Consider the following 23,748-nt stretch of genomic DNA (forward strand, 5'->3'; position numbering starts at 1 on the left):
TCACGGTCTCACCCTGTCATTGACGAGCTCTAGGATCCGGCGTCCCACACTCTGCGCGCCGTCAGGTTCCCTGGTCACCAACAGCACCGTGTCGTCGCCGGCGACCGAGCCTATTACCCCGGGCAGGGCCGAGTGGTCGATCGTGCTCGCCAGGTATTGCGCGGCTCCCGGCGGAGTGCGCAACACGACGACGTTGGCCGATCCATCGACGCTGACTAGCAGCTCCTCACACACTCTGGCCATCCGGTCAGTGCGGATCGATGCCGCGTCCGGTGAGCGTGGCGTGGCGTCGCCGCCCTCCCCCGGCACCGCGTAGACCAGACTCTCGCCCGGCCCTGGGACCTTCGTCGCTTGCAAGGCGCCCAGGTCGCGGCTGATCGTGGCCTGCGTTACCTCAATGCCCTCGTCGGCGAGCAACGCTTGGAGCTCGGTCTGGGACGTGATCGGCCGCTGCTGCGTCAGCTGGACTATCCGCAGCCGCCTGGCCGACTGGCTCTTGGGCAGTGTCATGGCCGGTCCCCCTGATCAGCGCGGGCGGACCGGAAGATCGACGGCAACGCCGCTGTGAACTCATCGGCTTCCTGCTCAGACAAGATCAGCGGCGGGGCGACGCGAACCACGTCAGGCCGCACCGCGTTGACGAGGAATCCCTTGTCCCGCGCGGCCTTCTCAACCGCCGCCGCGTTCGGGCCGCTGAGCCGCAGCCCGCGCCACAGCCCTACTCCCCGGTGGCCAAGCAGCCACGGGTCGTCAATCCCGTCGAACTCGCGCGCCATGCGATCCCCGACCCGCCTGACCGACGCCAGCAGGTCCTGCGAATCGATCGTGTCGATCACGGCCAGCGCCGCCGCGCACGACACCGGGTTGCCTCCGAACGTTGAGCCGTGGTCGCCCGGCCGCAGCAGCCCGCCGCAATCGCCGACCGCGACGCACGCCCCCAGCGGCAGCCCGCCGGCCAGGCCCTTAGCCAGTGTGATCACGTCGGGCACGACGCCCTGGGCCGAGATCGCGAACCAGTCCCCAGTGCGCCCCATGCCTGACTGGACCTCGTCGACGATGAGCAGCGCCCCCGCTGTGTCGCACACGCGCCGGGCCTCGGCCATGTACCCGGCGGGAGGAACGACGATGCCGCCCTCGCCCAGCGTCGGCTCGAGGAACACCGCCGCCGTCCGCTCAGACACGGCGTCGGCGAGCGCGTCAGCGTCCCCGTAGGGCACGAACTTCACGGGGCCGGGCAGGGGCTCGAACGGCGCCCGTTTCGGCGCGCCCCCCGTGATCGCCAGCGCTCCCATGGTCCGACCGTGGAATGACCCTTCGGCGGCGATGATCTCCAACGACCCGCCGCTGGGATCCTTCTCCCAGCCGTGCCGACGCGCGATCTTGAACGCGGCCTCGTTCGCGGTCGCGCCGTCCTGGCAAAAGAACACTCGCGCGTCCTGCCCAAGCAACCCGGTCAGCCGCTCGGCCAGGAGAACGCCCGGCTCGTGCATCGCCAGGTTGCTGGTATGCGCGATCCGGCTGACCTGCCTGGTGACGGCCTCGACGATCGCCGGGTGATTGTGGCCAAGGGTTGACACCGCGATCCCGGCGATGAGGTCGGAGTACTCATTGCCGTCCACGTCCCAAACCCGGCAGCCCTGGCCGTGCGTGAGCGCCAGCGGCGGCGTTCCGTAGTTGCCCATCATCACGGCCTGCCACCGCTTGGCCAAGGCGGCGGTTGCGGCGAGCGCGTCGGTGGTCTGCTTGGTGTTCATTCGTCCGCCACCCCGTCCGGCAGCACCATGGTGCCGAATCCTTCATCTGTGAACACTTCGAGCAGGAGCGAATGGGGGATCCGGCCGTCCACGACGTGCGCGCGCGGAATCCCTCCCGCTACCGCGTCGGCGCAGGCCCGCATCTTCGGCGCCATGCCGGACTCCAGCGTCGGCAACAGTGCGTTCAGCTCTGACAGCGACAGGGTCCGGATGACTTCCGGGTTCTCGCCCCGCCCCCAGTCCGCGTACAGGCCCTCGACGTCGGTGAGCAGCACGAACTTGTCGGCCCGGATGGCCACGGCCAGGGCAGCCGCGGCGGCGTCAGCGTTCACGTTGTAGACCTCACCGTCGGCGCCAACTCCAACGCTGGACACCACTGGAATCAAGTCGTCGTCCAACAGCGTGAGCACGAAGTCCGGCCGCACGTCGGTGATGTCGCCGACGAATCCGATGTCAACGCTTTCTCCGTCCACCATGGCGTTCCGCCGGGCAGCGGCGAACAGATGCGCGTCCTCGCCGGAAACCCCCACGGCGTGAGGGCCGTGTTCGTTGATCAGGCCCACGATCTGCCTCTGGACTTGGCCGGTCAGGACCATCCGGACAACGTCCATCGCCTCGTGGCTGGTCACCCGGTAACCGCCCCGGAACTCGCTGTCCAGTCCGAGCCGCTGAAGCATCTCGGTGATCTGGGGGCCACCTCCGTGGACGACGACGGGCCGCAATCCCGCCAGCCGCAGGAACACGACGTCTTCAGCGAACGACCGGCGCAGGTCATCGTCGATCATCGCGTTGCCGCCGTACTTGACAATGACAGTGGCTCCGTGGAACCGGGTCATCCAGGGCAAGGCCTTGGCGAGGACTCCGACGTGAGCGATCGCGGTCGCGCGGTCTGTAGTGCGAAGGGTGCTCATGTGAACCTCACGATGAGTAGGCGGAATTCTCGTGGACGTAGTCGGCGGTCAGATCATTCGTCCAGACCGTCGCGGAGGCGTTGCCGTTGTGCAGGTCGATGAGGACGTGGACTTCGCGGCCGCGCATGTCGACCAGGTTCCGGTCCTCGCCGACTCCGCCACCGCGACAGACCCAAACTCCGTTCACCGCGACGTCAATCACGTCGGGTTCGAATCCGGCATCCGTCGTGCCGACGGCGGACAGGATCCGGCCCCAGTTCGCATCCTCACCGTGTACTGCGCACTTGAACAGGTTGCTGCGGGCTACCCCGCGCGCGGCGGCTACCGCATCGGCCTCACTGTCGGCCCCGATCACCTCGATGCGGATCTCCTTGCCCGCGCCTTCGGCGTCACCGATCAGCTGCAGGGCCAGGTCCTGCGCAACTTCGGTCACGGCGTCGAGGAGTTGCGGCTCGGTCAGCTCGTGGCCGGAGGCTCCCGAAGCCAGGAGCAGCACCGTGTCGTTGGTGGACATGCAGCCGTCGGAGTCCACGCGATTGAACGACAGCTCAGCCGCGCGCGACAGTACGCGAGCCAGCGTGGCGCTGTCCGCGATCGCGTCGGTCGTGATCACCGACAGCATGGTCGCCAGCTCCGGCGCCAGCATCCCCGCACCCTTGGCCATGCCCCCCGTGGTGACCAGACCGGTTCGGGCCACACCTGTCTTGGCGTGAGTGTCCGTGGTCATGATCGCGTGCGCCGCCGCTGAGCCCCCGTCCGGCGACAGTTTCGCCAGCGCAGCATCGACTCCCGGCAACAACAAGTCCATCAGCAGCGGAGTGCCGATCAGTCCGGTCGAACAGACGCCGATCAACGACGGGTCGCAGTCCAGAAGCTCTGCGGCACGCTCGGCGGTCTCGCGAGTGTCAGCGAACCCTTGCGCGCCGGTGCACGCGTTCGCGCCGCCGGAGTTCAAGACCACCGCGCGCATTTGGGACGCGGCCGCGTCCGGCTTGGCCAGACACTGCTGCGTCCAGATGACGGGAGCGGCCTTGACGCGGTTCGCCGTGAACACCCCCGCCGCCGACTGAAGCGGCCCGTCGTTGACGACGACAGCCACGTCAGGCTTGCCCGAGTTCTTCAACCCCGCCGCGACTCCGGCTGCCCGGAAACCGGAGGCAGCCGTCACTCCAACGGCCCCTGACGTTCCGCGCGTCATGGCGCCACCCCATTCGCTACCAAGCCCATCGTCTCGGGCAGTTCCAGCGCCAGGTTGGCGTTCTGCACAGCCTGGCCCGCCGCGCCCTTCACCAGGTTGTCGATGGACGAGACAACGGTCACGCGACCGGTCCTAGCGTCCACCGCGGCTTGAATGTGCGCACAGTTCGAGCCGACGGTCGAGGCCGTCGCGGGCCAGCGGCCGTGCGGCAGCAGATGCACGAACGGCTCGGCGCCGTAGGCCTCGTGGAACGCGTCCCGGATGTCCTCCTCAGTCACCGATCCCGCGACCCGACCCGAGCACGTCGCCAGGATCCCCCTGGGCATTGGCGCCAGCGTCGGCGTGAACGAGACCTTGACCGGCTGTCCCGCGGCTTGGCCCAGGACTTGCTCCATCTCGGGTGTGTGTTGATGGACTCCGCCGACTTTGTAAGCGGTCATCGACCCCATGACCTGCGAGGCCAACAGGGCATCCGATGGTGTCCGGCCAGCACCGCTCGTGCCGCTCGCCGCGACGACGATCAGATCATCAGGCTCCATCAAGCCCGCGGCCAGCAGCGGCGCGAGGGCGAGGCCGACCGCTGTCGGGTAACAGCCAGGGTTGGCGATCCGGGATGCTCCGGGCAGTGCGTCCCTGGTCCCCGCCAGTTCGGGCAGTCCGTACAACCAGGTTCCCGCGTGGCCAGAACCGTAGAACGACTCCCACGCGTCGGCGTCGCTCAGCCTGTGGTCCGCCCCAAGGTCTATGACCAGCGTGCTTGAGGGAATCTTGCGAGCGATCGCCGCCGACTCACCGTGCGGCAGGGCCAGGAACACAACATCAGCGTCGGCCATGCGGTCTGGATCGGTGGCGTCGAATACTCGCCCCGCGTTGTCCACAAGATGCGGATGCACCTCCGTGATCGGCTTACCCGCCTTGCCGCCGGCACCCGCTATCACCACATCGAATCCTGGGTGACCCGCCAGGATGCGCAGCAATTCCCCACCGGAGTACCCGCTGGCTCCCGCTATCGCGACGGCATGAGTATCGCTCACGATATGCGAGTATACGCATATCGCTGTTGTGGCGCGACTCCACCAGGTGGAGCCCACCCCCCAATCGCAGAAGCGGCCGCTCCGGACAAACGCGTTCGTTTGGGTACAGACGCGCCCGTTGCAACGAGTGTTTCCTTGCCCAACGGGCGCGTTTGTCGGGAGCGGCCGCTTCTGCGGGGCGGGGGGCGCCGCTTCAGGCCATGCCCCGAGGCGGGCAGGCCAAGCCCGGAGTGCGACCCGGCCCACACCCCGCCATGATGGGGACCATGGCTTGGCGGGATCTTCGACGAAAAGCTTCCCTGATCAAACCGGCAGTCCGCGCAGCCACGAGTGCACGACTCACACCGCCGGTCGTACCTTGGCACGGCCTGCAATTGGCGCTCGAGCTGCTGACCCGCGGGGTCTCACCGTCAATCGGCTGGGCGGGCGGCGCGGCCCGCCACCCCAAGCAAATCGCACTCATCGACACTGACGGCCAGCGCTGGACTTTCGCACAGGCCGAGGCGCTGACGCTGAGCTGCACGCATCAATTGCGTGAAGCGGGACTCGAGCCCGGCAAAACCGCGGCGATCCTCGGCCGCAACAGCGGTGGTTTCGCCCTTGCGATGGCGTCGGTCTCACGGACCGGAGCGGACCTGGTCTACCTCAACCCGGGATTCACCGAGCCGCAACTGGAGGCGATGATCGCCGACCGCGGCATCAAGCTGGTTCTCGCCGACGCGGCCCTGGCCCCCCGGCTGCCCGAGGGAACACCCATGTGGCTGCTCGACGACCTGGCGTCCAGATCAATCGGCGCGCCAGCCGACTTGACGAAGTCCCCGGGCGGGCGCCACGTGATCTTGACCTCGGGGACCACTGGCAAGCCCAAGGGCGCCGACCGGTCTCGAACTCCGCTCGAGGCCACAGTCTCGATGCTCGCAGCGCTGCCCTTCCGGCAGGGCTCGACCCATGTGATGGCCGCTCCCATGTTCCACGCGTGGGGGTGGATGAACCACAGGCTCGCGGGACTGCTCGATGTGACCGAGGTGATGCTCACCCGCGCGTCCGCCACCGACATCCTGGACGCCGTCGAAGATCACCGCGCCCGGATAGTCGTCACTACCCCCGTGGCCGTGGGGCGCCTCGCCGAGGAGGGCCCGGGCGACCGGGACCTGTCCTGCCTCGAAGGAGTGCTCGTTAGCGGGTCACTGCTAGGCCCTGATGTGGTCACCCGCTTCCTCGATGCCTTCGGGCCGGTGCTGTACAACGTCTACGGGTCGACTGAGGCTGGGCCGACTACGTGCGCGTCTCCCGAAGACCTCGCTGCTGACCCGTCGACGGCGGGGCGGCCGCTTCCTGGCGTCGACGTCAGGGTCCTCGACGACCAGGGCAGACCTCTCGGCCCAGGGCAGATCGGCGAGATCTGGGCCGGCTCGCCCATCGCGTTCGACGGCTACGTCGACGGCACCGATTCGAAGCGCGAGTCGGGTCTGCTGACCCTGGGCGACCAGGGACTGATCGACTTCGAAGGCCGCCTGAAGGTCGTAGGCCGGGACGACGACTTGATCATCTGCGGCGGGGAGAACGTCCACCCGGCCGAGGTAGAAACCGTGCTTCAACAGCATCCGGAGATCGCCGATGTGGTCGCCGTCGGCATCGCGGACGAAACGTTCGGACAGGTCGTGGCAGCGCACGTCGTGCCCGCCGACCCGGACGCCGAGCCCGACGCGTTGGCGGCACGGATCCAGGACTGGGCAGCCGAGCGCCTCGCGCCGTACCAAAGGCCGAAGAAGGTCGTCGTGCACGACACCATTCCCCGCGATGAGCTTGGCAAGGTCCAGCGACGGCTTCTGTGACCTCCGGCCACGTGGAGCCGGGTCGGCCCCATGCCCCGCGCCGGTCGCGGGGCTGAGGTCGGCCCGGCTCACGCCAACCAGATCCTTGGCCGTTTCCTTCAGGCGGTGCTCCCGCCCGAAGGATCAGAGGCCGCGGACCTAGTTGGTCACGGTGACGTGATGGTGAGGTCGGCGGTCACCGCACCCGTTCCGGGAAGCCCGTACAGCGCGTTGATAACGGTCGCGAGGAGTACGCTGCCTGTCGCCTTGGGGATGGACACCTTGCTGTTCGCCAGGCTGTAGTCGCTCCCCGACGACTTCACGTAGCTGACCTTGAGCCCCGAGATCGCGATCGTTACGGTTGAACCGTTCTCGACGCCGGCGAGATCAGCCTTGCGCAGCGACAACCCAGACTTCGCAACGGGTGTGCATGTCTTGCCCGCGGGCTTGTCAGTTGAGACCGTGACGCTCACGTCAGTGCTGAAGGTTGTCTGTTCCGGGCTGCCCGAAGCCCACGTCATCGTGACGGCGGTCGCGCTCGACTGGACGTATACGGTACCGATTGAGACCTTCTCAGACACGCAAGGCCATTCGAAGTCCTGGATCGACCAGTTCGAGCCGCCCGTGTTGGTCGCCGTCATGGGAGCCAACGCGTCCATCGCCTGCGGGTCACCCTTCGGGAACTTGAGCGTCCCACCGTTGAACGTGACAGTGGCCGTCTGATCCCCCGCCGCCTCCCGCGTTTCTTGCGGTGCCGGGCTGCTCGAGCAAGCGGCCAGGACGAGTGTCAAGGCCGCTGCGAGAGCTATGCCTACTTTTCTCATGGTTTTCTCCTTAACTCTTGTACGGCTGAGCCCGCCGATGGCGCTCACGCCCCGTCTCTATCCCATTCGCCCGGCCTTCGCCGGTACTCCCGTTAGGGAATGCGGCGAAGCTAGCACTTCCTAGAGGCTGTTGCTCAGCGAACGTGCCCCATGACGCTGCGTAGTCCTCCGGGTCAGCTCGTCAGCTGCGGCTGCGGCTGTGGCCGCCAAAATGACGGCAAGCGGCCAAATGTGGCCGAATTCGCGACAAGATCACTACCGGATCAGGACGCGCCCGGCGAGGCGGGCAACGGATTGGCCAGCATGTCCTGCTCACTCTGGGCCTTCTCGGAATCTGTGCGCTGGTCCCATTTGGCCTTCCGGAAGCGGAAGAACAGCAGCGGAGGAACCCCCAGCGCGACGATCACCACACCCATCAAGAACGGGTACACACTCGTCGGTATCCCAGCCAGGCCGCTCGGTGGGACGAAACCGAGCAGGAACGCCAACAGCGAAGCGATGAACCCGATTGACGCCACAGCGGTCAGGGCCGGCACGCGGTAACTTCGCACGACACCGGGCCGACTGCGGCGCAGCTTGATCGCGGCAGCGAACATCAGCATGTACATGATCAGGTACAGCGCCGCCGCCATGTCGACCAGCGTGAAGAACGCCGCGCTGACATTGGGAAGAACCACGAATATCGCTGCCAGAAGCGTGACGATCATTCCCTGCATTATCAGGATGTTGACCTGCACACCGGCGGCGTTGCGCCGCTGCAGAAGCGGAGGCAGCAGGCCCGTACGTGCGGCATTGAGTAGACCCCGGCTCGGGCCCGCTACCCACGCGATGACGGACGACAGGGCACCAATCGCGACCATCCCGGCGAGCACCGGGGCGGCCCAGCCCAGGCCCCAGTGAGCGAAGTAGTTCTGGAACGCCACGACGATGCCGGTCGTCAGACCCAGGTCGTCAGGGGTGACGACCAGCGCCACAGCGATCGTCGGCAACACGAACACGATCAGGATCAACACAGTCGCCAGCAGGATCGCCCTCGGATACTCCTTGCCTGGCTTCTTCATGTCCTGCGCGTGAACCGCGTTGACCTCCATCCCCGCGAATCCTAGGAAGTTGCTGACGATTAGCACGATGCTCGCGATACCGGCGAACGGGGGGATCATGTCCCCCGCCTCCAGGGGAACCTGGCTCCGGTTCCCGGTCGACAGCCATAGTGCGCCGAGAATGATCAGAATGACCCCCGGGATGATCGTTCCCACAAGCCCAGCCCACGACCCGACGCGGGCGAACAGGTTGCCGCCGCGCAACGTGAGCAAGGTGGCGAGCCAGTAGAACACCAGGATGATGATCGCGGTGTAGAGCCCGGAAGTGGCTAGGCCGGGGTCCACGACCATGTAGGCGAAGGCGGCGCCGATGAAGGCCAGCTGCACCGGGTACCACACGACGTTCTGTATCCACTGCAACCAGACCGCCTGGAATCCCCAACGATTGCCGAACGCTTCCCTGACCCAGACGTACACACCACCGTGCCACCCCGTAGCCAGTTCGGCCGCCACCAAGGCTGTCGGGACGAGGAAGAACACCGCCGGGATGACGTACATCAAGATGCTGCCCATCCCGAAAGTGGCCATCGTCGGCAGGCTGCGCAGGCTCGCGACAGTGACAGTAGTAAGGATCGCCAGCTGGAAGATCGAGATTCGCGCTGCGGGCCTCGGGGTCGGCGTAGATTCCTGCTTCTGGCTCACGACTCTCTCCTGTTCAGTGGTGGAACGCCACGCGCGGCTTGGTGCGTGGAAGCGGGCCATCGAGGCTGTCCAGGAACTCCACTTCACGCTGGATGTCTTCAAGCAGGCTCCCGGCGAGCTCCATGCTCAACCCGTTCCGAACCACAATCCGCTGCACGACAAGATCAGTCAGGTCGTCCGGCATCGGGTACGCCGGAACCAGCCAGCCCGCCAGCCGCAGGCGCTCCGCCAGGTCGTACAGGTTCCAGTTCTTGGTGTGGTCGGGCTTCAATCTGTAGGCGAATACGGGGATCTGCGAGCCGTCGTTCCACAGCTCGAACGCCGATATCCGCGAGATCCCATCGGACAGGAACATGGCAACATCCCGGCAGTTCCCCTGCACTGCCTCGAAGCCGGGCCGTCCCAGCCTGAGGAACACGTAATACTGCAGCAGGACCTGGGATCCGGGTCGTGAGAAGTTGAGCGCGAACGTGGGCATGTCGCCGCCCAGGTAGCTGACCCTGAAGATCAAGTCTTCCGGCAGGTACTCCTTGTCGCGCCACACCACCCACCCGACGCCGGGGTAGACCAGTCCGTACTTGTGACCCGAGGTGCTGATGGAGTGAACCCTGTCGAGCCGGAAATCCCACTCCAGGTCAGGCTGCAGGAACGGCGCGACCATGCCTCCGGACGCCCCATCGACGTGGATCGGAATATCGAGGCCGGTGGAGGTCTGGACCCGGTCCAAAGCGGCGGCGATCTCCGCGATCGGCTCATACATTCCGGTGTAGGTCACACCCAAGAGCGCCACGACGCCGATCGTGTTCTCGTCAACGTGCTTCTCCACGCCCTCAGCGTCCAGCGTCTTGTGCGACTCCGAGATGGGCACTAGGCGCATCTCGACGTCCCAGTAGTTGGCGAACTTCTCCCAACACACCTGAACCGCCGAACTCATCACGATGTTCGGCTTGTCCGTGGACTTGCCTTCCGCCCGCCTCCTGTGTTGCCAAAGCCTCTTGAACGCCAGGCCGCCGAGCATGCAGGCCTCCGACGAGCCCACTGTTGACGTGCCGATCGTCTTCGACGGGTCAGGCGCGTGCCACAAGTCCCCGAGTATCCGCCAGCACCGGTCCTCGATGGCAGCCGTGGCGGGGTACTCATCCTTGTCGATCATGTTCTTGTCAGCCGTCTCCTCGGCCAGGCGATCGGCCCACGGGTCCATCCAGGTGCCAACGAACGTCGCCAGGTTCAGCCGGGCGTTGCCGTCCCGCATCACCTCGTCGTGGACGATCTGGTAGGCGGTCTGCGAGAGCATCTCTGTGTCGGCCAAAGACATCATCGGGTGGCTGGATGTCTCCCCAGGCCTGGTGAACAACGGGTTTATTGCCATCGCCTTCGAGTCGTCGGGCACGATTGATCCTCCGGATGTCAGGAGTTCGGCTTCCTTAGCCCGCCGAACTCGATCACTTCACGCTTCCACTTCGAACTCGGGGAGTCCACTCCAATCGCGCCCGGCTGCTCAGACCAAGTCGTCATCCACAGGTCCAGCGTGCGCGGCGGGCGGGGGGACCCCCACTCGGGGAGCGTTCTCGGCCGCCTCGACCTGACGAGCGACATCTTCGGTTTCGGTATCGATATGCGTGTCCAGGAACATCGGCGAGGTGGGCATCTCCAGGTGCACGTCGGTGTCTTCGTCCACCAGCACCGAGCCGGACTCGATCACGAAGTCGAGCACATGTCCTCCGCGAGCTCGATCGGAGTCGAGGAAGTGGAGGTGATACCCAGCGACTGTCATGCCCTGTGCGTAGTGCGGCGCGCGGAAGCCGACGATAGTCCCTTTGACGTTATCGAATCTGTTCTCCACTTGACCCCCCGTCGCCTCCAGTAGCGATGGATACGGCCGCTCCTGGCGCACCGCTGTGCGCGTGGTCACGTATGAGAACGTGCCGTCGATCCGAATGGCGTAGAACAGGTTCTCGCTGGGCACCGTGGCGTCAACGGCCGCCAGCAGCTCGTCCCGCGTCTGGGGCTCGGCGACGTCCACCTCCGCGTCGCCGCTGAAGAACGTGACAGCGGCGAAGGGGGTGAGATCATCGGGGTTCACGGGCTTGATGGAACCGTCACCGTACATGTGGAAGAAAGCGCCATCCACCGCGGCCATCTCGCCGTCCAGGCCGTTGAAGGTGCCCAACCCGAAGTCGCCGTGGAGCATGAGCTCGCGGTACGGGGTGTCGCCGTCCAGGATGCCCTCGACCAGGGCGCTCATGGTCGACACCTGGAAGATCTCATGGTGAGCCTCATGGGGGGACAAACGGCCACCCCCCGCGTGGTGCGCGGCCGCCGCGATCGCCAGGTCCCAGCAAGAGCCGGTGGTCCCGGCGGGACCCTGAGTGCCGGTTTCGTTCACCATGTGCTCCTGTTCGCTGGTCAGGCAGAGCTGGTCGGCAGCAGGCTGCCAGCAAGGTCAGCGTTATGTTCGTAGTTCACGGGGACATCGACGACGACAACGCCAGGGGTATTGAACGCCGCTTCGAAAACCTCAGGAAGTTGATCTTCCGACTCAACCCGCAGCCCGGTCGCACCGAATGCCTGGGCGAATCCGACCACGTCGTAGTACCCCAGTTGTGTGCCAGAGGTTCGGCCATACTTCATGACTTCTTGGAACGCCACCATGTCGTATGCCTCGTCCCGCATGACGACGTGGACCAGGTTCAAGCCGTTGCGTACGGCCGTCTCCAGCTCCACGCCGGAGAACAAGAATCCGCCGTCACCGGACACGGACACGGCCCGATACCCCAGGAAGCTCGCGGCCATCGCCCAAGGCAACGCGACGCCGAGGGTCTGCTGCCCGTTACTGAAGAGCAGCTGGTTGGGACCCCCCGCGCGGAAGTGCCGGGCCATCCAGATGTAGTTCGAGCCCACGTCACACGCAACGACCGCATCCAAGGGTGCGGCGAGGCGCAGCTGGGACACGATCGCCAGGGGGTGGCAGCGTTGGGCCGTGCCAAGCTCGTACTCGAGTGCCCCACCCAGGGCGGGCCGATTCTCGTCGATGACAGCGACGATTCCTGGCGGCAAAGGTCGCGGGGTCAGCGTCGCCCCGAGGGCCGCGATCGTAGCCGCGATGCCTCCACGCAGTTCCATGTCCGGTTCGTAGCTGGCATCCCAGTCAGCCGCCAGCGAGTCCAGGTGGATGATCTTCTTCGGCCGTCCGGAGTTCCAGAACCTCGCCTCGTACTCGACCGGGTCGTACCCGACGGTGATAACGACATCCGCTTTGGCCAGCACCTTGTCGCCCGGCTGGTTGCGGAACAGGCCTACGCGCCCCACGAAGAGGTGCTCGGGATCCCCGCACGCGGCGCCCGCGCCCTGGAAGGTCTCCACAATCGGCATCGGGAAGGCGTTGAGTAGCGCGTGCGACGGGGGGATGGCGTCAGGTTGACTGCCGCGAGCCCCAATCATCCAGACAGGCAAGTCCGCCGCGGCGATCAGATCCGCTGCCTGACGCACCACGTGTGCCGGTGGCGGGCCAAGCTCCGGTGGCTCATGCCACCCGATCGCGTGAGCCTCGGTCCGCTCCGCCAACACGTCCTGCGGCAGCGTGACTACCACAGCACCCGACGGCGCTTCGGTAGCGATCCGAAAGGCGTTAGCCAGTACGTCCGGAGCGTCGACAGGGTCCTGCAGCTCTATACTCCGCTTGGTGACGGGTGCGAACATCTCGGCGGCATGCAGGGATTGGTGAGTTCGTTTGGGCTGATCAGCCCGGGACACAGCACCGACCAGGGCCACTACTGGGTCGCCCTCGGTCGTGGCAGTCGCCAACCCCGTCACGAGATTTGTCGCGCCCGGACCCGATGTAGCGATGCACACTCCCGGACGCCGTGTCAGGCGACCAACAGCGGCCGCCATGAAAGCGGCGTTTTGCTCGTGCCGACACACGACAACCTCAGGCGTGTGATCCTCCAGCGCGTTGAAGACCCCGTCGATCTTCGCCCCGGGGATGCCGAAGACGTGGCGTACTCCGTGCAATTCCAGACCCTCAGCGATGATCTCCCCCGCTGTGCGTGAAGCCATAAGCGAACGCTAGGGGAGCCGATAGCCCCGACTCAACCGGTGCGCAACAGTCGAGGGCCCGGACCTGGTGAAGGTTGGGCGTCGGTGAAGCAGCTTCGATGCGCGAGCGTCACCAAGCCTGGACGTGTAGCTTGTTTCACATGAACCTCTTTAACCCAGCGCAGCGGAAGCAGTCGAGCCAACTGCTCGCCGGACTGACATCAGGTGTTCTAGTGGCGGCTGGACTGCTCATCTCTGGCGCAGCCCCGGCTAATGCCGCGGGGCGCCCAGGCCGGTTCGACACCAGCTTCTCGAACAACACGAACGGCGGACTCAACGGCCAGGGCTCAGAGCTGGCGATTCAGGACAACGGCAAGATCGTAGTCAGCGGGGACTTCACCCGAGTCGGCCGCACCAAGGCCCACCGCATTGCCCGGTTCAACGCCAGCGGCACGCCAAATAGGAAGTTCAACCGCAACATCGGAAGCAACGGCGGACTCAACGGCTGGGCAGCCTCGGTAGCCCTGCAGAACAGCGGCAGAATCGTGACGGCGGGCTCCTTCACGAGGGCTGGCCGCAACACCACTCACCGGATCGCCCGGTTCAACGCCAACGGCACGCCGAACAAGAAGTTCAACCGCAACATCAACACCAACGGCGGACTCAACGAGACGGCCCGGTCGCTGGCGGTTCAGGACAACGGCAAGATCGTCGTCACGGGCTGGTTCACGACAGCCGGCGGAGCGCTCACGAACCGCATCGCGAGCTTCAACGCGGGCGGCACGCCAAACGCGGTATTCAACAACAACATCGTCGCCAACGGCGGGCTCGATAACACCGGATCGTCTCTGGCCGTGCAGGACGACGGCAAGATCGTCGTCACTGGCTGGTTCACAGCGGCCGGCGGAGCGCTCACGAACCGCATCGCTCGCTTCAACGCCAACGGCACCCCAGACGCTGCCTTCAACAACAACATCACCGTCAATGGCGGGCTGAACGAAGGGGGCGGATCGGTTGTAGTGCAGCCCGACGGCAAGATCCTGGTGACGGGCGAGTTCACAGCCGCCGGTGGTGCTGCCACGAACGGCATCGCTCGGTTCAACGCTAACGGCACGCCAGACGTTGCCTTCAACAACGTCATCGCCGCCAACGGCGGCCTGGGCGGTGATGGCGCCTCGGTGGCGGCACAGGCTGACGGCAAGATCACCGTCACCGGTGATTTCTTCAGCGTGGGTGGCGAAGGTGTGCTCCACGTCGGCCGGTTCAACGCCGACGGCACGCCCGACACGAGGTTCAACACCAACATCAGCGACAGCGGCGGCCTGAACAACTTCGGCTCCTCAGTGGCGATGCAGGCCAACGGCAAGATCCTCCTGACCGGCGGCTTCACTCACGCTGGCGGCAGGCGCCACGTGAACCGCATCGCACGCGTCTACGGCAAGTACAAGCAGCACCCCGTCGCCAAGTGCGCCTCGCTGCCGAAGAAGCTGCCCGCATCGGGCCGTCGCACGCTCGTGGATCTGGGTTGCCAGACCAACGCCGGGCAGCTGGTGGGCGTCAAGGTCGTAGCGAACAAGAGCAAGTACGACCTGGTCTGCAAGGCCCCTGGAGAGGAAGCGACCACGACGGGCAAAGCTGGTTACGGACGCGGCTTCAGATCCTGCCCAATCACGCATGAACTGCGCATCCGCACGAAAGGGCAATGGGGGGCCACGACAATCACGTTGAAGGCGCCCCTAACCGATTCGTACACGAAGTACCTCAAGACCCGCGGCTATCGACGCTAGAGCTCCGATTGTCCCGGCCCGCGCCTTCCTCGTCTTGCCCGGACTATGCCATCGCGATCTGAGATGATCCCCGCATGGCGTCGCGGGCTCAGGCCCTCAAGGCACGGCTCCTGCGCTTCGATCGCGACGCGATCCACCCAGGGCTCGCCCTAACACGCAGCACGCCAGTGGCTCTCTGCTTCCTGGCGGGCCTGGTCATGGGCGATCTGGCGTCGGCGTCCACGCCCGCGTTTGGCGCCCTACTGATCGGCATGCTCGATGAGCGCGACGCCTATCGGCACCGCGTTCAAACCATGCTCATGGGACTCGGCGTCATGACGCCGGTCGTGCTCGTGGCGGGCATCGTAAGCTTTTCGGTTGGCTGGCACGTGGCCGCGGCGGCGGTAGTCGCCCTCGGCTGCGGGCTATCGACTGCCTGGGGTCCGCGCTTTGGCCACGCGGCGGCGATCGCGCTGGCGGTCTTCGCCGCTTTCGCCGCAGCCCCGGAATCGGTAGCGTCCGCCGTCTGGGCAGCGGCCGCCTTCGCTCTCGGCGGGGCCTTCCAACTCGCCGTCACCTTGTCGGCCTGGCTCCTGCGTCGCCCCGGACAAGCATTCTCGCCCGTGGGCGACGCGTGGCGCATGATTGGCCGCGCCGCGATGCCGGAAGGCCCATCCCTGCTGTCCCCGTCGTTGACCGAGGCGACCAGTTCCGCACTACGCCGCGCCGAGGACCTACCCCCAGGCGCTCCGGGCCGTGACGACTTACTGGCGTTGGCCATAGACGCCAACATCGTCCGAAGAACGCTAACTGTGAGCAATCCGAAGAGGAGCACGCCCACCGACTCCCATGGCACCTCCGAGAGAGCGTCAGCGACCTCCCGCACCCCCCTGCCGACGGCATATGTGACTGCGGCGGCGACGGCTTGCCTGCTCATCGGCCGAGCGGTTTCCATGCGCCGACAGGTGAAGGCGGCCACGGACGCGGTGGCTTCGGTTCTCGCTAGTCCCAGTGTCGAGCCCAGGGTCAGGCCGGATAGATCGAAGATCGACCGCGCGCTCGACGACGCGATCGCGTCCCTAGTCGCTCTGCACCGGCCAAGCGCTCAAGCGACGCTGCGCAGCTACTCGGCAAGCGGCGCTCTTGTGACACGGCCGCTGGCACTGGGAATGGCCTCGCCCGTCGTTCGCCAAGCTATCCCCCTGTCGATAACGTTCACGCTCGCGACGCTTCTGGGAATGGCTATAAGCCCCGACCTGGGCTACTGGATCGCCTTTACCGTCGCGCTGATCACACAGCCCGGGTACTCCGCGACGATCTACAAGACCATGTCACGGGTCGCGGGGACCATGCTCGGCCTGGTCGTCACAGCTCTTGTGCTCGACCTTGCCCCTACCCCCGCCTTCTCGATCCTCATTCTGTGGGCCGCCTCTGTCGGCATATACCTGTTCATGCCAGCCAACTACGGCGTCGCCGTTGTGTTCATCACGGTATTCGCGGTGCTGACTATCGAGATTCTGATTGGTCCGGGCGACAGGCCAGTTCTCTTCCGAGCCGTGGATACTCTCATTGGCGGTGCTCTCGTCATCGTGGCGGCGATGATCGCCCCGCAGCGTTCCGCTCCCAATCTGGCACCCAAGCTGGCCGCATTGGCTGACTCCGTCCGTTCCTCCCTGATCCTCATCCGCGATGGGGCCCCGGAGGGCGACCTGACCGTCGTCGTCGCCGCATCGAACAAGCTCAGGTATGAGGCGGCGGCGCAGCTCGACCAAGTCTGGGCCGAGCCGTCCGGACATGGCCTCCACCCGCAGGTTGGGCAGCGGGTTCTGCGCGAGCTCAACAACGTCTCGCTCTACGGAGCCGACCTTGCCGATGGAGTCGCCGACACCGCTAGTCCGGAATTGGACGCGGCCCTGGCGGCATTCGCTAACGTGTCTGACAGATTGCACAGCGTCAGCGCCACTGGGGTCGTGCCAGCTCGGTCGCCGGTGCAGCAGGCAACCAAGGCTAAGGGTCCGGCGACTACCCCTCTGGCGGCGATCGAAGATGCGCTGGACTCAGGAATGTCGACGCTGCCCCGCTCGATCTGATTCGCTGGGGAGGGCAGTCTGCGCCCTAGCTGCGCAGCACGGCGCCCAGCGCCACCTCGGCCGCGGCGACGGCGCCGTTGCGCGCCTCGGCCACTTCCGCCGCCGTGAGCGTCCTGTCCGGGGCGCGGAACCGCAGCGAGAACGCCAACGATCTGCGCCCAGCGCCGATCTGCTCCCCGGAGTACTCGTCGAAAAGGCGCACTGATTCAAGCAGCGGACCCGCCCCGCTGGCTAGCGCGGCCATCACCGCCGCTGCGGGCACGTCGGCGTCGACGACCAGAGCAACGTCCTCCTTCGCGACCGGCATAGTGCCGACCACAGGGGCGGGCACGACCGCCACGGCGGCGCTAGTCAGCGCGTCGAAATCCATCTCCATCGCACAAGTCCGGGCTGGCAATCCCGCCGCTGCGATCACTTGCGGATGCAGCTCCCCCGCGCTTCCGATCACGGTGCCACCGGTGCTCAGAGCCGCGCACCGGCCGGGATGGAACATCGGATCGCTGCCCGCCGCGACGTCAATCTCAGATCCCACAGCGACCGCGATCACACGTGCCGCCGTTATCGCGTCCGCCCACGACGCCGTACGCCCCGGACCCCACCAGCCGGCGCGCTCGCGCAACCCGGTCAGCACTACGGCGAAATGCCGGGGCTGGTCCGGGAGTACACCATCCAGCTCGTCCAGCTCGGCCTCGGACGGGCGCGCTGACACGTCCGGGCGACCCGCAGATCCGGCCGACGGGCCATCCAAGGCGAGGAACACCAGCCCCTGCTCGAACAGCGCCAAGTCATCGGAGCCCCGGCTCAGATTCCGCCGCGCACACGCCAGAAGTCCGTTCAGCAGCGTCGTGCGCAGCAACGGCGCCTCATCGCTGAGCGGATTCGCGAGGCGAACCGCGCGGCGCCGCAGATCATCGGGCGGCAAGCGGAGCACATCGAAATCCGCCTGGCCCATGAACGGGTACGCCGGCACCTCAACGTATCCAGCCCCCGCCAGGGCTATGCCCGCGCGCCTCCGGAGCCGCTGATCGCGCGTCCAGCCCCGCTGAGCGGGTACCGCTGGGAGCACTGACGGCACGTGCTCATACCCAACGAGGCGGACAACTTCCTCAACTAGGTCGTAGGGGTCTGTCAGGTCCGGGCGCCAAGGCGGTGGAGTCACGACAAGCGTGTTCCCGGTGACCGCGACCTCGCAGCCAACCCGGCCGAGCAGATCCGCCGCCACCGATCCATCAATCGGCGTGCCGGCGACCTCGGCCGGCAGCCCGGCGGCCATCTCTATCCGCACTTCCTCGTGCCCGGTCTCCACGCCGGTCATGCCCAGGTAGGTCCCGCCGCTGAGTTCGAGCATCAGCGCCGTCGCTTTCGCGGAGGCGTAGGGGGCGAGCGTGGTGTCTACGCCACGTTCGAACCGACGCGAGGCCTCGCTTGACAGCTTGTGCCGCCGTGACATCCGGGCGACCCCCCGCGGGCTGAAGTGAGCCGCCTCGAGCGCGAGGTTCGTAGACTCCCGGGTGATCTCCGCGTCGAGACCTCCCATCGTGCCGGCCAGCCCAACCGCCCCCCGGTCGTCGGCTATGACGATGTCGTCGGGGTCAAGCAGTCGTTCGACGTGATCGAGGGTTTCGAGCTTCTCGCCCAGGTGGGCGCGGCGGGCACGCACTGGTCCTCGCAGCGAGTCCAAATCGAACGCGTGAAGCGGCTGACCGGTTTCGAGCATCACGTAGTTCGTGACATCAACGGCCAGGCTCACGGACCTCATTCCGCAGGCTTCGAGCCGTCTCAACATCCACAGCGGCGTGGGAACGGACGGGTCGAAGCCTTTGATCGTGCGCAACGTGAACAGGTCGCATCCAGTCGGGTCCTTCGTGCCGCAAGGATGAGGTTCCCCCTCCGCGGGCACTGGCAGCTCGGACAACACCGTGCCTGGGTCCTCGAATGGCACGTCGTACGCGATCGCGGCTTCGCGGGCGACGCCTCGGATGCTCAGCGCGTACCCGCGGTCGGGGGTCACGGCGATGTCGAGGACTTCCTCGCCCAGTCCCAGCAGCGGGGCAGCGTCATCGCCAGGCGTTCCAGCGTCGGAAGGCAAAACCATGATCCCGGCTGGGTCCCCGGCGAGGCCGACTTCTGCGGCCGAGCAGATCATTCCGTCGGATACGTGGCCGTAGGTCTTGCGGGACTCGATCTCGAAGCCTCCCGCCAGCACTGATCCCGGCAGCGCCACAGCAACCAGATCACCGACCGCGAAGTTCGACGCGCCGCAGATGACGTCGCGGACTCCTGGGGTATCGGGGTGGCCGTGCGCCGCGCCGACTTCGACCCGGCAGAACCGTATGGGCTTACGGTGTCCGACCAGCTCCTCGATCCCCAGGACCCGGCCGACAACCAGCGGCCCCTTGACGTCCCCGCCGATGACGTCAACCGTCTCAACCTCGAGCCCGGCGGCGATCAATCGGTGGGCGATGTCCCGCCCGGTTTCGCTTGACGGAACTGCCGCGTAGACGCGTAGCCAGGACACAGGAACGCGCATCAGATCTCCAACCCGAACGGCAGCGTGAACCTTACGTCGCCTTCGACCATGTCGCGCATGTCGGTTATGCCGTGGCGGAACATCAGTGTGCGCTCCAGACCCATCCCGAAGGCGAAGCCGCGATACTCCTCGGGATCTATCCCACACGCGCGAAGGACGCGGGGGTTCACCATCCCGCATCCGCCCCACTCGATCCAGCCCTCGGAGCCGCAGGTGCGGCACGGGTCGCTTGGGCTCCCGACCGACTCACCGCGGCAGACGAAACATTCCAGGTCCAACTCCGCGCTTGGTTCGGTGAACGGGAAGTACGACGGCCGCAGCCGGGTCCTGAGCCCCTCGCCGAACAGCGATCCCGCTAGGTGATCCAGCGTGCCCTTGAGGTGGGCCATCGTGATGCCGCGGTCGACCGCGAGTCCTTCGATTTGGCTGAACACTGGGGTGTGCGTCGCGTCGAGCTCGTCGGTGCGGAACACGCGCCCCGGCGCGACCATGTAGATCGGCGGTTGCTGGCGCAGCATCGTTCGGATCTGGACCGGCGAGGTGTGCGTCCGCAACACGACACCGGAATCCGGCGACTCCACGAAGAACGTGTCCTGCATTGAGCGCGCCGGGTGATCCGGGCCCAGGTTCAACGCGTCGAAGTTGTGCCACTCGGTTTCGACTTCCGGCCCGTCGACGACGTCGTAGCCCATGGCCACGAAGATGTCCGCCAGTCGTTCTTGGATGGTCGTCAAGGGATGCCGCGCCCCGACGGGCTCACGGTCATACGGCAGCGTCACATCAACGGCCTCTTCCACGAGGACACGGGCGTCACGCTCGGCGAGCAGACCCCGTTCGCGTTCACCGATTGCTTGCTTGACGCGGGCACGGGCACCCCCGATCAGGCGCCCCGCCTCGGCCTTCGCCTCCGATGCCAGCTTGCCGATCTCCCGGTTGGCCAGCGCCAGGGCGCTTCGATCGCCTGCGTGAGCGAGCCGCGCGGCCTTGAGTTCGTCGAGGTTGGCCGCTGATGCGATCGCCGTCAACGCGCTATCAACGGCGGCCTCGACGGATTCGCGTGACAGGAGCGGCGATCGCGCGGCGAGATCTTCGTTGGCGGACATGTGTCTTTCCCGGGTTGACAGGTGAGTGTGGGCCCTAGGCCGAACCTCCGCAGTCTATGAGATGCGCCAGGACGCTCTTGGAGTGGCGACCAACAGGATCGCGATTTGGCCGCCGAGGAGGCGTCAAGACCGGCTTGCGCAGCGCGAGCTCGAGTACACGCAGATGGCCGCTGCGGACGCCAGATTCAGGCTCTCGGCCCGCCCCGTGATCGGGATCGCGACCGCGTGATCGGCTAGGGTCAGCGCCTCAGCCGTCAGTCCGCGTGCCTCGTTTCCGAATAGCCAAGCGGTCGGCTTCGCCAAGAGGCCTGATTCCTCCGCCTGCCACAGATCCAGCCCACCGCGTACATCCGCCGCGAGGACTGTCAGTCCGCGCTCCTTCGCCGCCGCGATGGCGTCCGCCACAGACACGTCGCGGACCATCGGCACGTGGAACAGCGATCCAGCCGTACTGCGGACGACCTTGCCGCTGTACGGATCGACGCATTCCTCCGCGAACATGACCGCGTCAGCCCCGGCCGCATCGGCCGTGCGCCACACAGTGCCAGCGTTGCCGGGATCCCGAACGGCCTCCAGGATCACCGCCATCCTGGCGGCTTCTGGCAGCGACCCAGCCAGCGGAACGTCAATGAACCGGCACACCGCGGCGATCCCCTGTGGATGCACAGTCTCCGTCATCGCCAACAGCACTGGCTCAGGCACCGTCGCGACGACCAGTCCGGCCGCCGCGGCTTCCTCGGCCACCGCGACCGATGCTCCGGTCGCGCCTTCAGCGACGAAGACGTCAGCCACGGCGTCTGGACGGCATCGCACGGCCTCCCGAACGGCCTGCGGGCCTTCGACGAGGAACCGCTCGACCTTCTGCCGGAAGCTCCGGTTAGCCAGCCTGCGAATCGCTGTGACCTTGTCGGAACGAACCGTCCCCCTCCCCGCCGCTGCGCGGCGGGCGGGGGGACCCCCATCCGGGCCCGACACGGGGCCCGCTTCAGGCAGCAGAGGGCTGGGCCTTGCGTGCTAGCTCGACGAGCGCGGCGAAGGCCGCCGGGTCGTTGACTGCCAAATCCGCCAGCATCCGGCGATCCACGTCGATGCTCGCCAAGCGCAGCCCCTGGATGAACCGGTTGTATGTCATTCCGTTCGCGCGCGCGGCGGCGTTGATCCGCTGGATCCACAGTCGCCGGAAGTCACCTTTGCGGTCCTTGCGATGGTCGAACGCGTAGACGAACGAGTGGGCGAGCTGCTCCTTGGCCTTCCGGTAGGACCGGGACCGCTGCCCTCGATAGCCACTGGCCTCGTTCAGGACTTCGCGCCGCTTCTTGTGCGCGTTGACCGCGCGCTTCACTCGTGCCATTTCTCTCTCCTTTGCCTTGCGGCTGCCTTGCTGCTGTCTCGCTGCTGCTTCGGGTCCCGCGTCCTGTCGACGCCAGGGACTACCTCAGCGCAGCCCCAGCATCCGCTTGACCTTCTTGCTGTCCGCCGGCGAGACCTGCTCATTCATGCCCAGCCGCCTGGTCCGCTTTGACGACTTGTGCTCCAGCAGGTGGCGCCGGTTCGCCTGCTGACGCTTGATCTTCCCGGACCCCGTCAACTTGAAGCGCTTCTTCGCGCCGCTGTGTGTCTTCTGCTTTGGCATGTGTCGTCCTCTCCGTCCGTGCGCCGAGCGCCCGGCGCGTCCTACTCGGTCTCGTCGTCGGCGACTTCCGCCGAGTTGTCTTCCGCTTCCGCTGGGCCGCCGTCGGCGACCAGCGATTCGTCCTGATCTGGCGTCGATTCCAGCTCCCGCTTGTCGCGGTCCCGCCGCTGCTGGGATTTCGTCGTCTTCACGTCCGCCTTCTTGCGCAGGGGGGCGATCACCATGATCATGTTCCGCCCTTCCTGCTTCGGCGCGTACTCCACGAATCCGATTCCCTCGATGTCCTGTGCCAGCCGCTGCAGCAGCCTGAAGCCCAGTTCTGGCCTGGACTGCTCCCGGCCCCGGAACATGATCGTGACCTTGACCTTGTCTCCCTGGTTCAGGAAGCGAACGATGTGGCCCTTCTTGGTCTCGTAGTCATGCGGGTCAATCTTCGGCCGGAGCTTCATCTCTTTGATCAACGTCTGCATCTGGTTCCGACGAGCCGCCCGCTCCTTCTGCGCCGACTCGTACTTGAACTTCCCGTAGTCCATGAGCTTGCAGACCGGGGGCCTGCCCGTCGGTGCGACCTCCACGAGGTCTAAGTCGCTCTCACGGGCCAGCCTCAAGGCGACATCAATCCTGACGATGCCCACCTGCTCGCCGTTCGGTCCGACAAGGCGGACGTCCGGCACGCGGATCCGGTCGTTGATTCGTGGCTCTACGCTGATATTGCCTCCCTGGTCGCTGTTCGGCCATCACGGCCAAAGCGACGGGGCAAGACGCGCAAGTGGATCCTTTGTCGCTGTTATGCGACTAAGACCTAACCTCGACGGACCTTCCGGTCGCCGGGTGGGAGTCGACTCCACTTGCACATCCGGCCCCGAAGTCGGACCAGGATGGGTCGCGTGAAAGTGTACCCGCATGCAGCCGCCCGCCGACAACTCCTCAGACGCGCCCGCCCTGACCGCTGTTCGCGATCTTGGCGAACTGGGCGCGGTGGAGATCCTCGGCGCTCATGCCGTCGACCTGATGACGGCGTCCGCTGTGAAGCTCGGCCTGTACGAGGACGGTGACGCGCAACGCGATCTGGCGGACGCGCGGATTCTGATCTGCGGGGTGGCGGGTCTGGTCGACGCTGTCGCGCCGCTCCTGGGCAATCAGCACACACTGCCGCTTCGCCAGGGCGTTAAGTCATTGCAGGAGGCTTTCCGAGCTCAACAGGATCACCCGGACGCTCCCGGGAACGGCCCGGGAGAGAAGTACACCCGCCCCCAGTCCGCAGGAACGGCCGTTCCTGACAGACGCGACCGTTAGGGTACAGACGCGCCCGTT

General features: G+C 66.2%; 20 protein-coding genes. 4 read left to right on the forward strand and 16 right to left on the reverse strand.

Going from position 1 to position 23,748, the window contains the following annotated elements; all coding sequences use genetic code 11:
• Genes Q8P38_02595 through argC form a run of 5 tightly spaced genes read right to left on the reverse strand, consistent with a single transcriptional unit; the run spans position 1 to position 4,897 of the window.
• Positions 1-510: an arginine repressor gene (locus tag Q8P38_02595; protein ID MDP4013501.1), complete on the reverse strand. Its 510-nt coding sequence runs from the start codon at positions 508-510 to the stop codon at positions 1-3.
• Complete coding sequence (locus tag Q8P38_02600) at positions 507-1,754, reverse strand: acetylornithine transaminase (GenBank protein MDP4013502.1); 1,248 nt, start codon at positions 1,752-1,754, stop codon at positions 507-509. Before Q8P38_02600 ends, Q8P38_02595 begins: the two co-directional genes overlap by 4 nt.
• The gene (argB, locus tag Q8P38_02605) at positions 1,751-2,665 is read right to left on the reverse strand and encodes an acetylglutamate kinase (protein MDP4013503.1); all 915 of its coding nucleotides are present in this window, start codon (positions 2,663-2,665) and stop codon (positions 1,751-1,753) included. Before argB ends, Q8P38_02600 begins: the two co-directional genes overlap by 4 nt.
• Positions 2,666-2,672: 7 nt before the next feature.
• Complete coding sequence (argJ, locus tag Q8P38_02610) at positions 2,673-3,863, reverse strand: bifunctional glutamate N-acetyltransferase/amino-acid acetyltransferase ArgJ (GenBank protein ID MDP4013504.1); 1,191 nt, start codon at positions 3,861-3,863, stop codon at positions 2,673-2,675.
• Entirely contained in the window at positions 3,860-4,897 is a 1,038-nt protein-coding gene (argC, locus tag Q8P38_02615; GenBank protein ID MDP4013505.1) for an N-acetyl-gamma-glutamyl-phosphate reductase, read from the reverse strand. Before argC ends, argJ begins: the two co-directional genes overlap by 4 nt.
• A 374-nt stretch (positions 4,898-5,271) precedes the next feature.
• Here argC and Q8P38_02620 point away from each other — a divergent pair, with 374 nt between their 5' ends.
• Entirely contained in the window at positions 5,272-6,732 is a 1,461-nt protein-coding gene (locus tag Q8P38_02620; GenBank protein ID MDP4013506.1) for an AMP-binding protein, read from the forward strand.
• Between the two features lie 146 nt (positions 6,733-6,878).
• Here the strand turns inward: Q8P38_02620 and Q8P38_02625 are convergent, their stop codons facing one another.
• The 5 genes from Q8P38_02625 to alsS all read right to left on the reverse strand — a co-directional run bounded on the left by Q8P38_02625 (position 6,879) and on the right by alsS (position 13,333).
• A complete protein-coding gene (locus Q8P38_02625; GenBank protein MDP4013507.1) occupies positions 6,879-7,535 on the reverse strand; it encodes a hypothetical protein in 657 nt (218 codons plus the stop codon).
• A 263-nt stretch (positions 7,536-7,798) separates the two neighbouring features.
• Positions 7,799-9,277 (reverse strand): amino acid permease, encoded by a 1,479-nt coding sequence (locus Q8P38_02630; protein ID MDP4013508.1) that lies wholly within the window; start codon positions 9,275-9,277, stop codon positions 7,799-7,801.
• Positions 9,278-9,290: 13 nt separating this feature from the next.
• On the reverse strand, positions 9,291-10,667 hold the full coding sequence (locus Q8P38_02635) for a glutamate decarboxylase (protein ID MDP4013509.1): 1,377 nt from the start codon (positions 10,665-10,667) through the stop codon (positions 9,291-9,293).
• 108 nt (positions 10,668-10,775) lie between these two features.
• On the reverse strand, positions 10,776-11,666 hold the full coding sequence (gene budA / locus Q8P38_02640; protein MDP4013510.1) for an acetolactate decarboxylase: 891 nt from the start codon (positions 11,664-11,666) through the stop codon (positions 10,776-10,778).
• A gap of 17 nt (positions 11,667-11,683) precedes the next feature.
• Positions 11,684-13,333: an acetolactate synthase AlsS gene (gene alsS, locus Q8P38_02645; protein ID MDP4013511.1), complete on the reverse strand. Its 1,650-nt coding sequence runs from the start codon at positions 13,331-13,333 to the stop codon at positions 11,684-11,686.
• Positions 13,334-13,473: 140 nt separating this feature from the next.
• On the opposite strand from alsS, the gene Q8P38_02650 reads away from it, so the two are divergent.
• Both Q8P38_02650 and Q8P38_02655 read left to right on the forward strand, forming a co-directional pair.
• Complete coding sequence (locus Q8P38_02650) at positions 13,474-15,099, forward strand: hypothetical protein (GenBank protein ID MDP4013512.1); 1,626 nt, start codon at positions 13,474-13,476, stop codon at positions 15,097-15,099.
• A 74-nt stretch (positions 15,100-15,173) separates the two neighbouring features.
• Positions 15,174-17,168: an FUSC family protein gene (locus tag Q8P38_02655; protein ID MDP4013513.1), complete on the forward strand. Its 1,995-nt coding sequence runs from the start codon at positions 15,174-15,176 to the stop codon at positions 17,166-17,168.
• Positions 17,169-17,193: 25 nt separating this feature from the next.
• Here Q8P38_02655 and pheT read toward each other — a convergent pair whose 3' ends face one another.
• From pheT to infC, 6 genes are all read right to left on the reverse strand, one after another.
• Positions 17,194-19,698, reverse strand: a complete 2,505-nt coding sequence (gene pheT, locus Q8P38_02660) for a phenylalanine--tRNA ligase subunit beta (GenBank protein MDP4013514.1) — start codon at positions 19,696-19,698, stop codon at positions 17,194-17,196.
• Positions 19,698-20,801: a phenylalanine--tRNA ligase subunit alpha gene (pheS, locus tag Q8P38_02665; GenBank protein ID MDP4013515.1), complete on the reverse strand. Its 1,104-nt coding sequence runs from the start codon at positions 20,799-20,801 to the stop codon at positions 19,698-19,700. Before pheS ends, pheT begins: the two co-directional genes overlap by 1 nt.
• Before the next feature lie 123 nt (positions 20,802-20,924).
• Positions 20,925-21,776: an RNA methyltransferase gene (locus tag Q8P38_02670; protein ID MDP4013516.1), complete on the reverse strand. Its 852-nt coding sequence runs from the start codon at positions 21,774-21,776 to the stop codon at positions 20,925-20,927.
• 10 nt (positions 21,777-21,786) lie between these two features.
• Complete coding sequence (gene rplT / locus Q8P38_02675; protein ID MDP4013517.1) at positions 21,787-22,152, reverse strand: 50S ribosomal protein L20; 366 nt, start codon at positions 22,150-22,152, stop codon at positions 21,787-21,789.
• Positions 22,153-22,236: 84 nt separating this feature from the next.
• Positions 22,237-22,434, reverse strand: a complete 198-nt coding sequence (gene rpmI / locus Q8P38_02680; GenBank protein MDP4013518.1) for a 50S ribosomal protein L35 — start codon at positions 22,432-22,434, stop codon at positions 22,237-22,239.
• Between the two features lie 41 nt (positions 22,435-22,475).
• Complete coding sequence (gene infC / locus Q8P38_02685; protein MDP4013519.1) at positions 22,476-23,126, reverse strand: translation initiation factor IF-3; 651 nt, start codon at positions 23,124-23,126, stop codon at positions 22,476-22,478.
• Between the two features lie 211 nt (positions 23,127-23,337).
• Here infC and Q8P38_02690 point away from each other — a divergent pair, with 211 nt between their 5' ends.
• Positions 23,338-23,730, forward strand: coding sequence for a DUF1844 domain-containing protein (locus tag Q8P38_02690; protein ID MDP4013520.1), 393 nt, complete (start codon positions 23,338-23,340; stop codon positions 23,728-23,730).
• Positions 23,731-23,748 lie beyond the last annotated feature (18 nt).

The organism is Candidatus Nanopelagicales bacterium, assembly GCA_030700225.1.
In the GTDB taxonomy this organism is placed as follows: domain Bacteria; phylum Actinomycetota; class Actinomycetes; order S36-B12.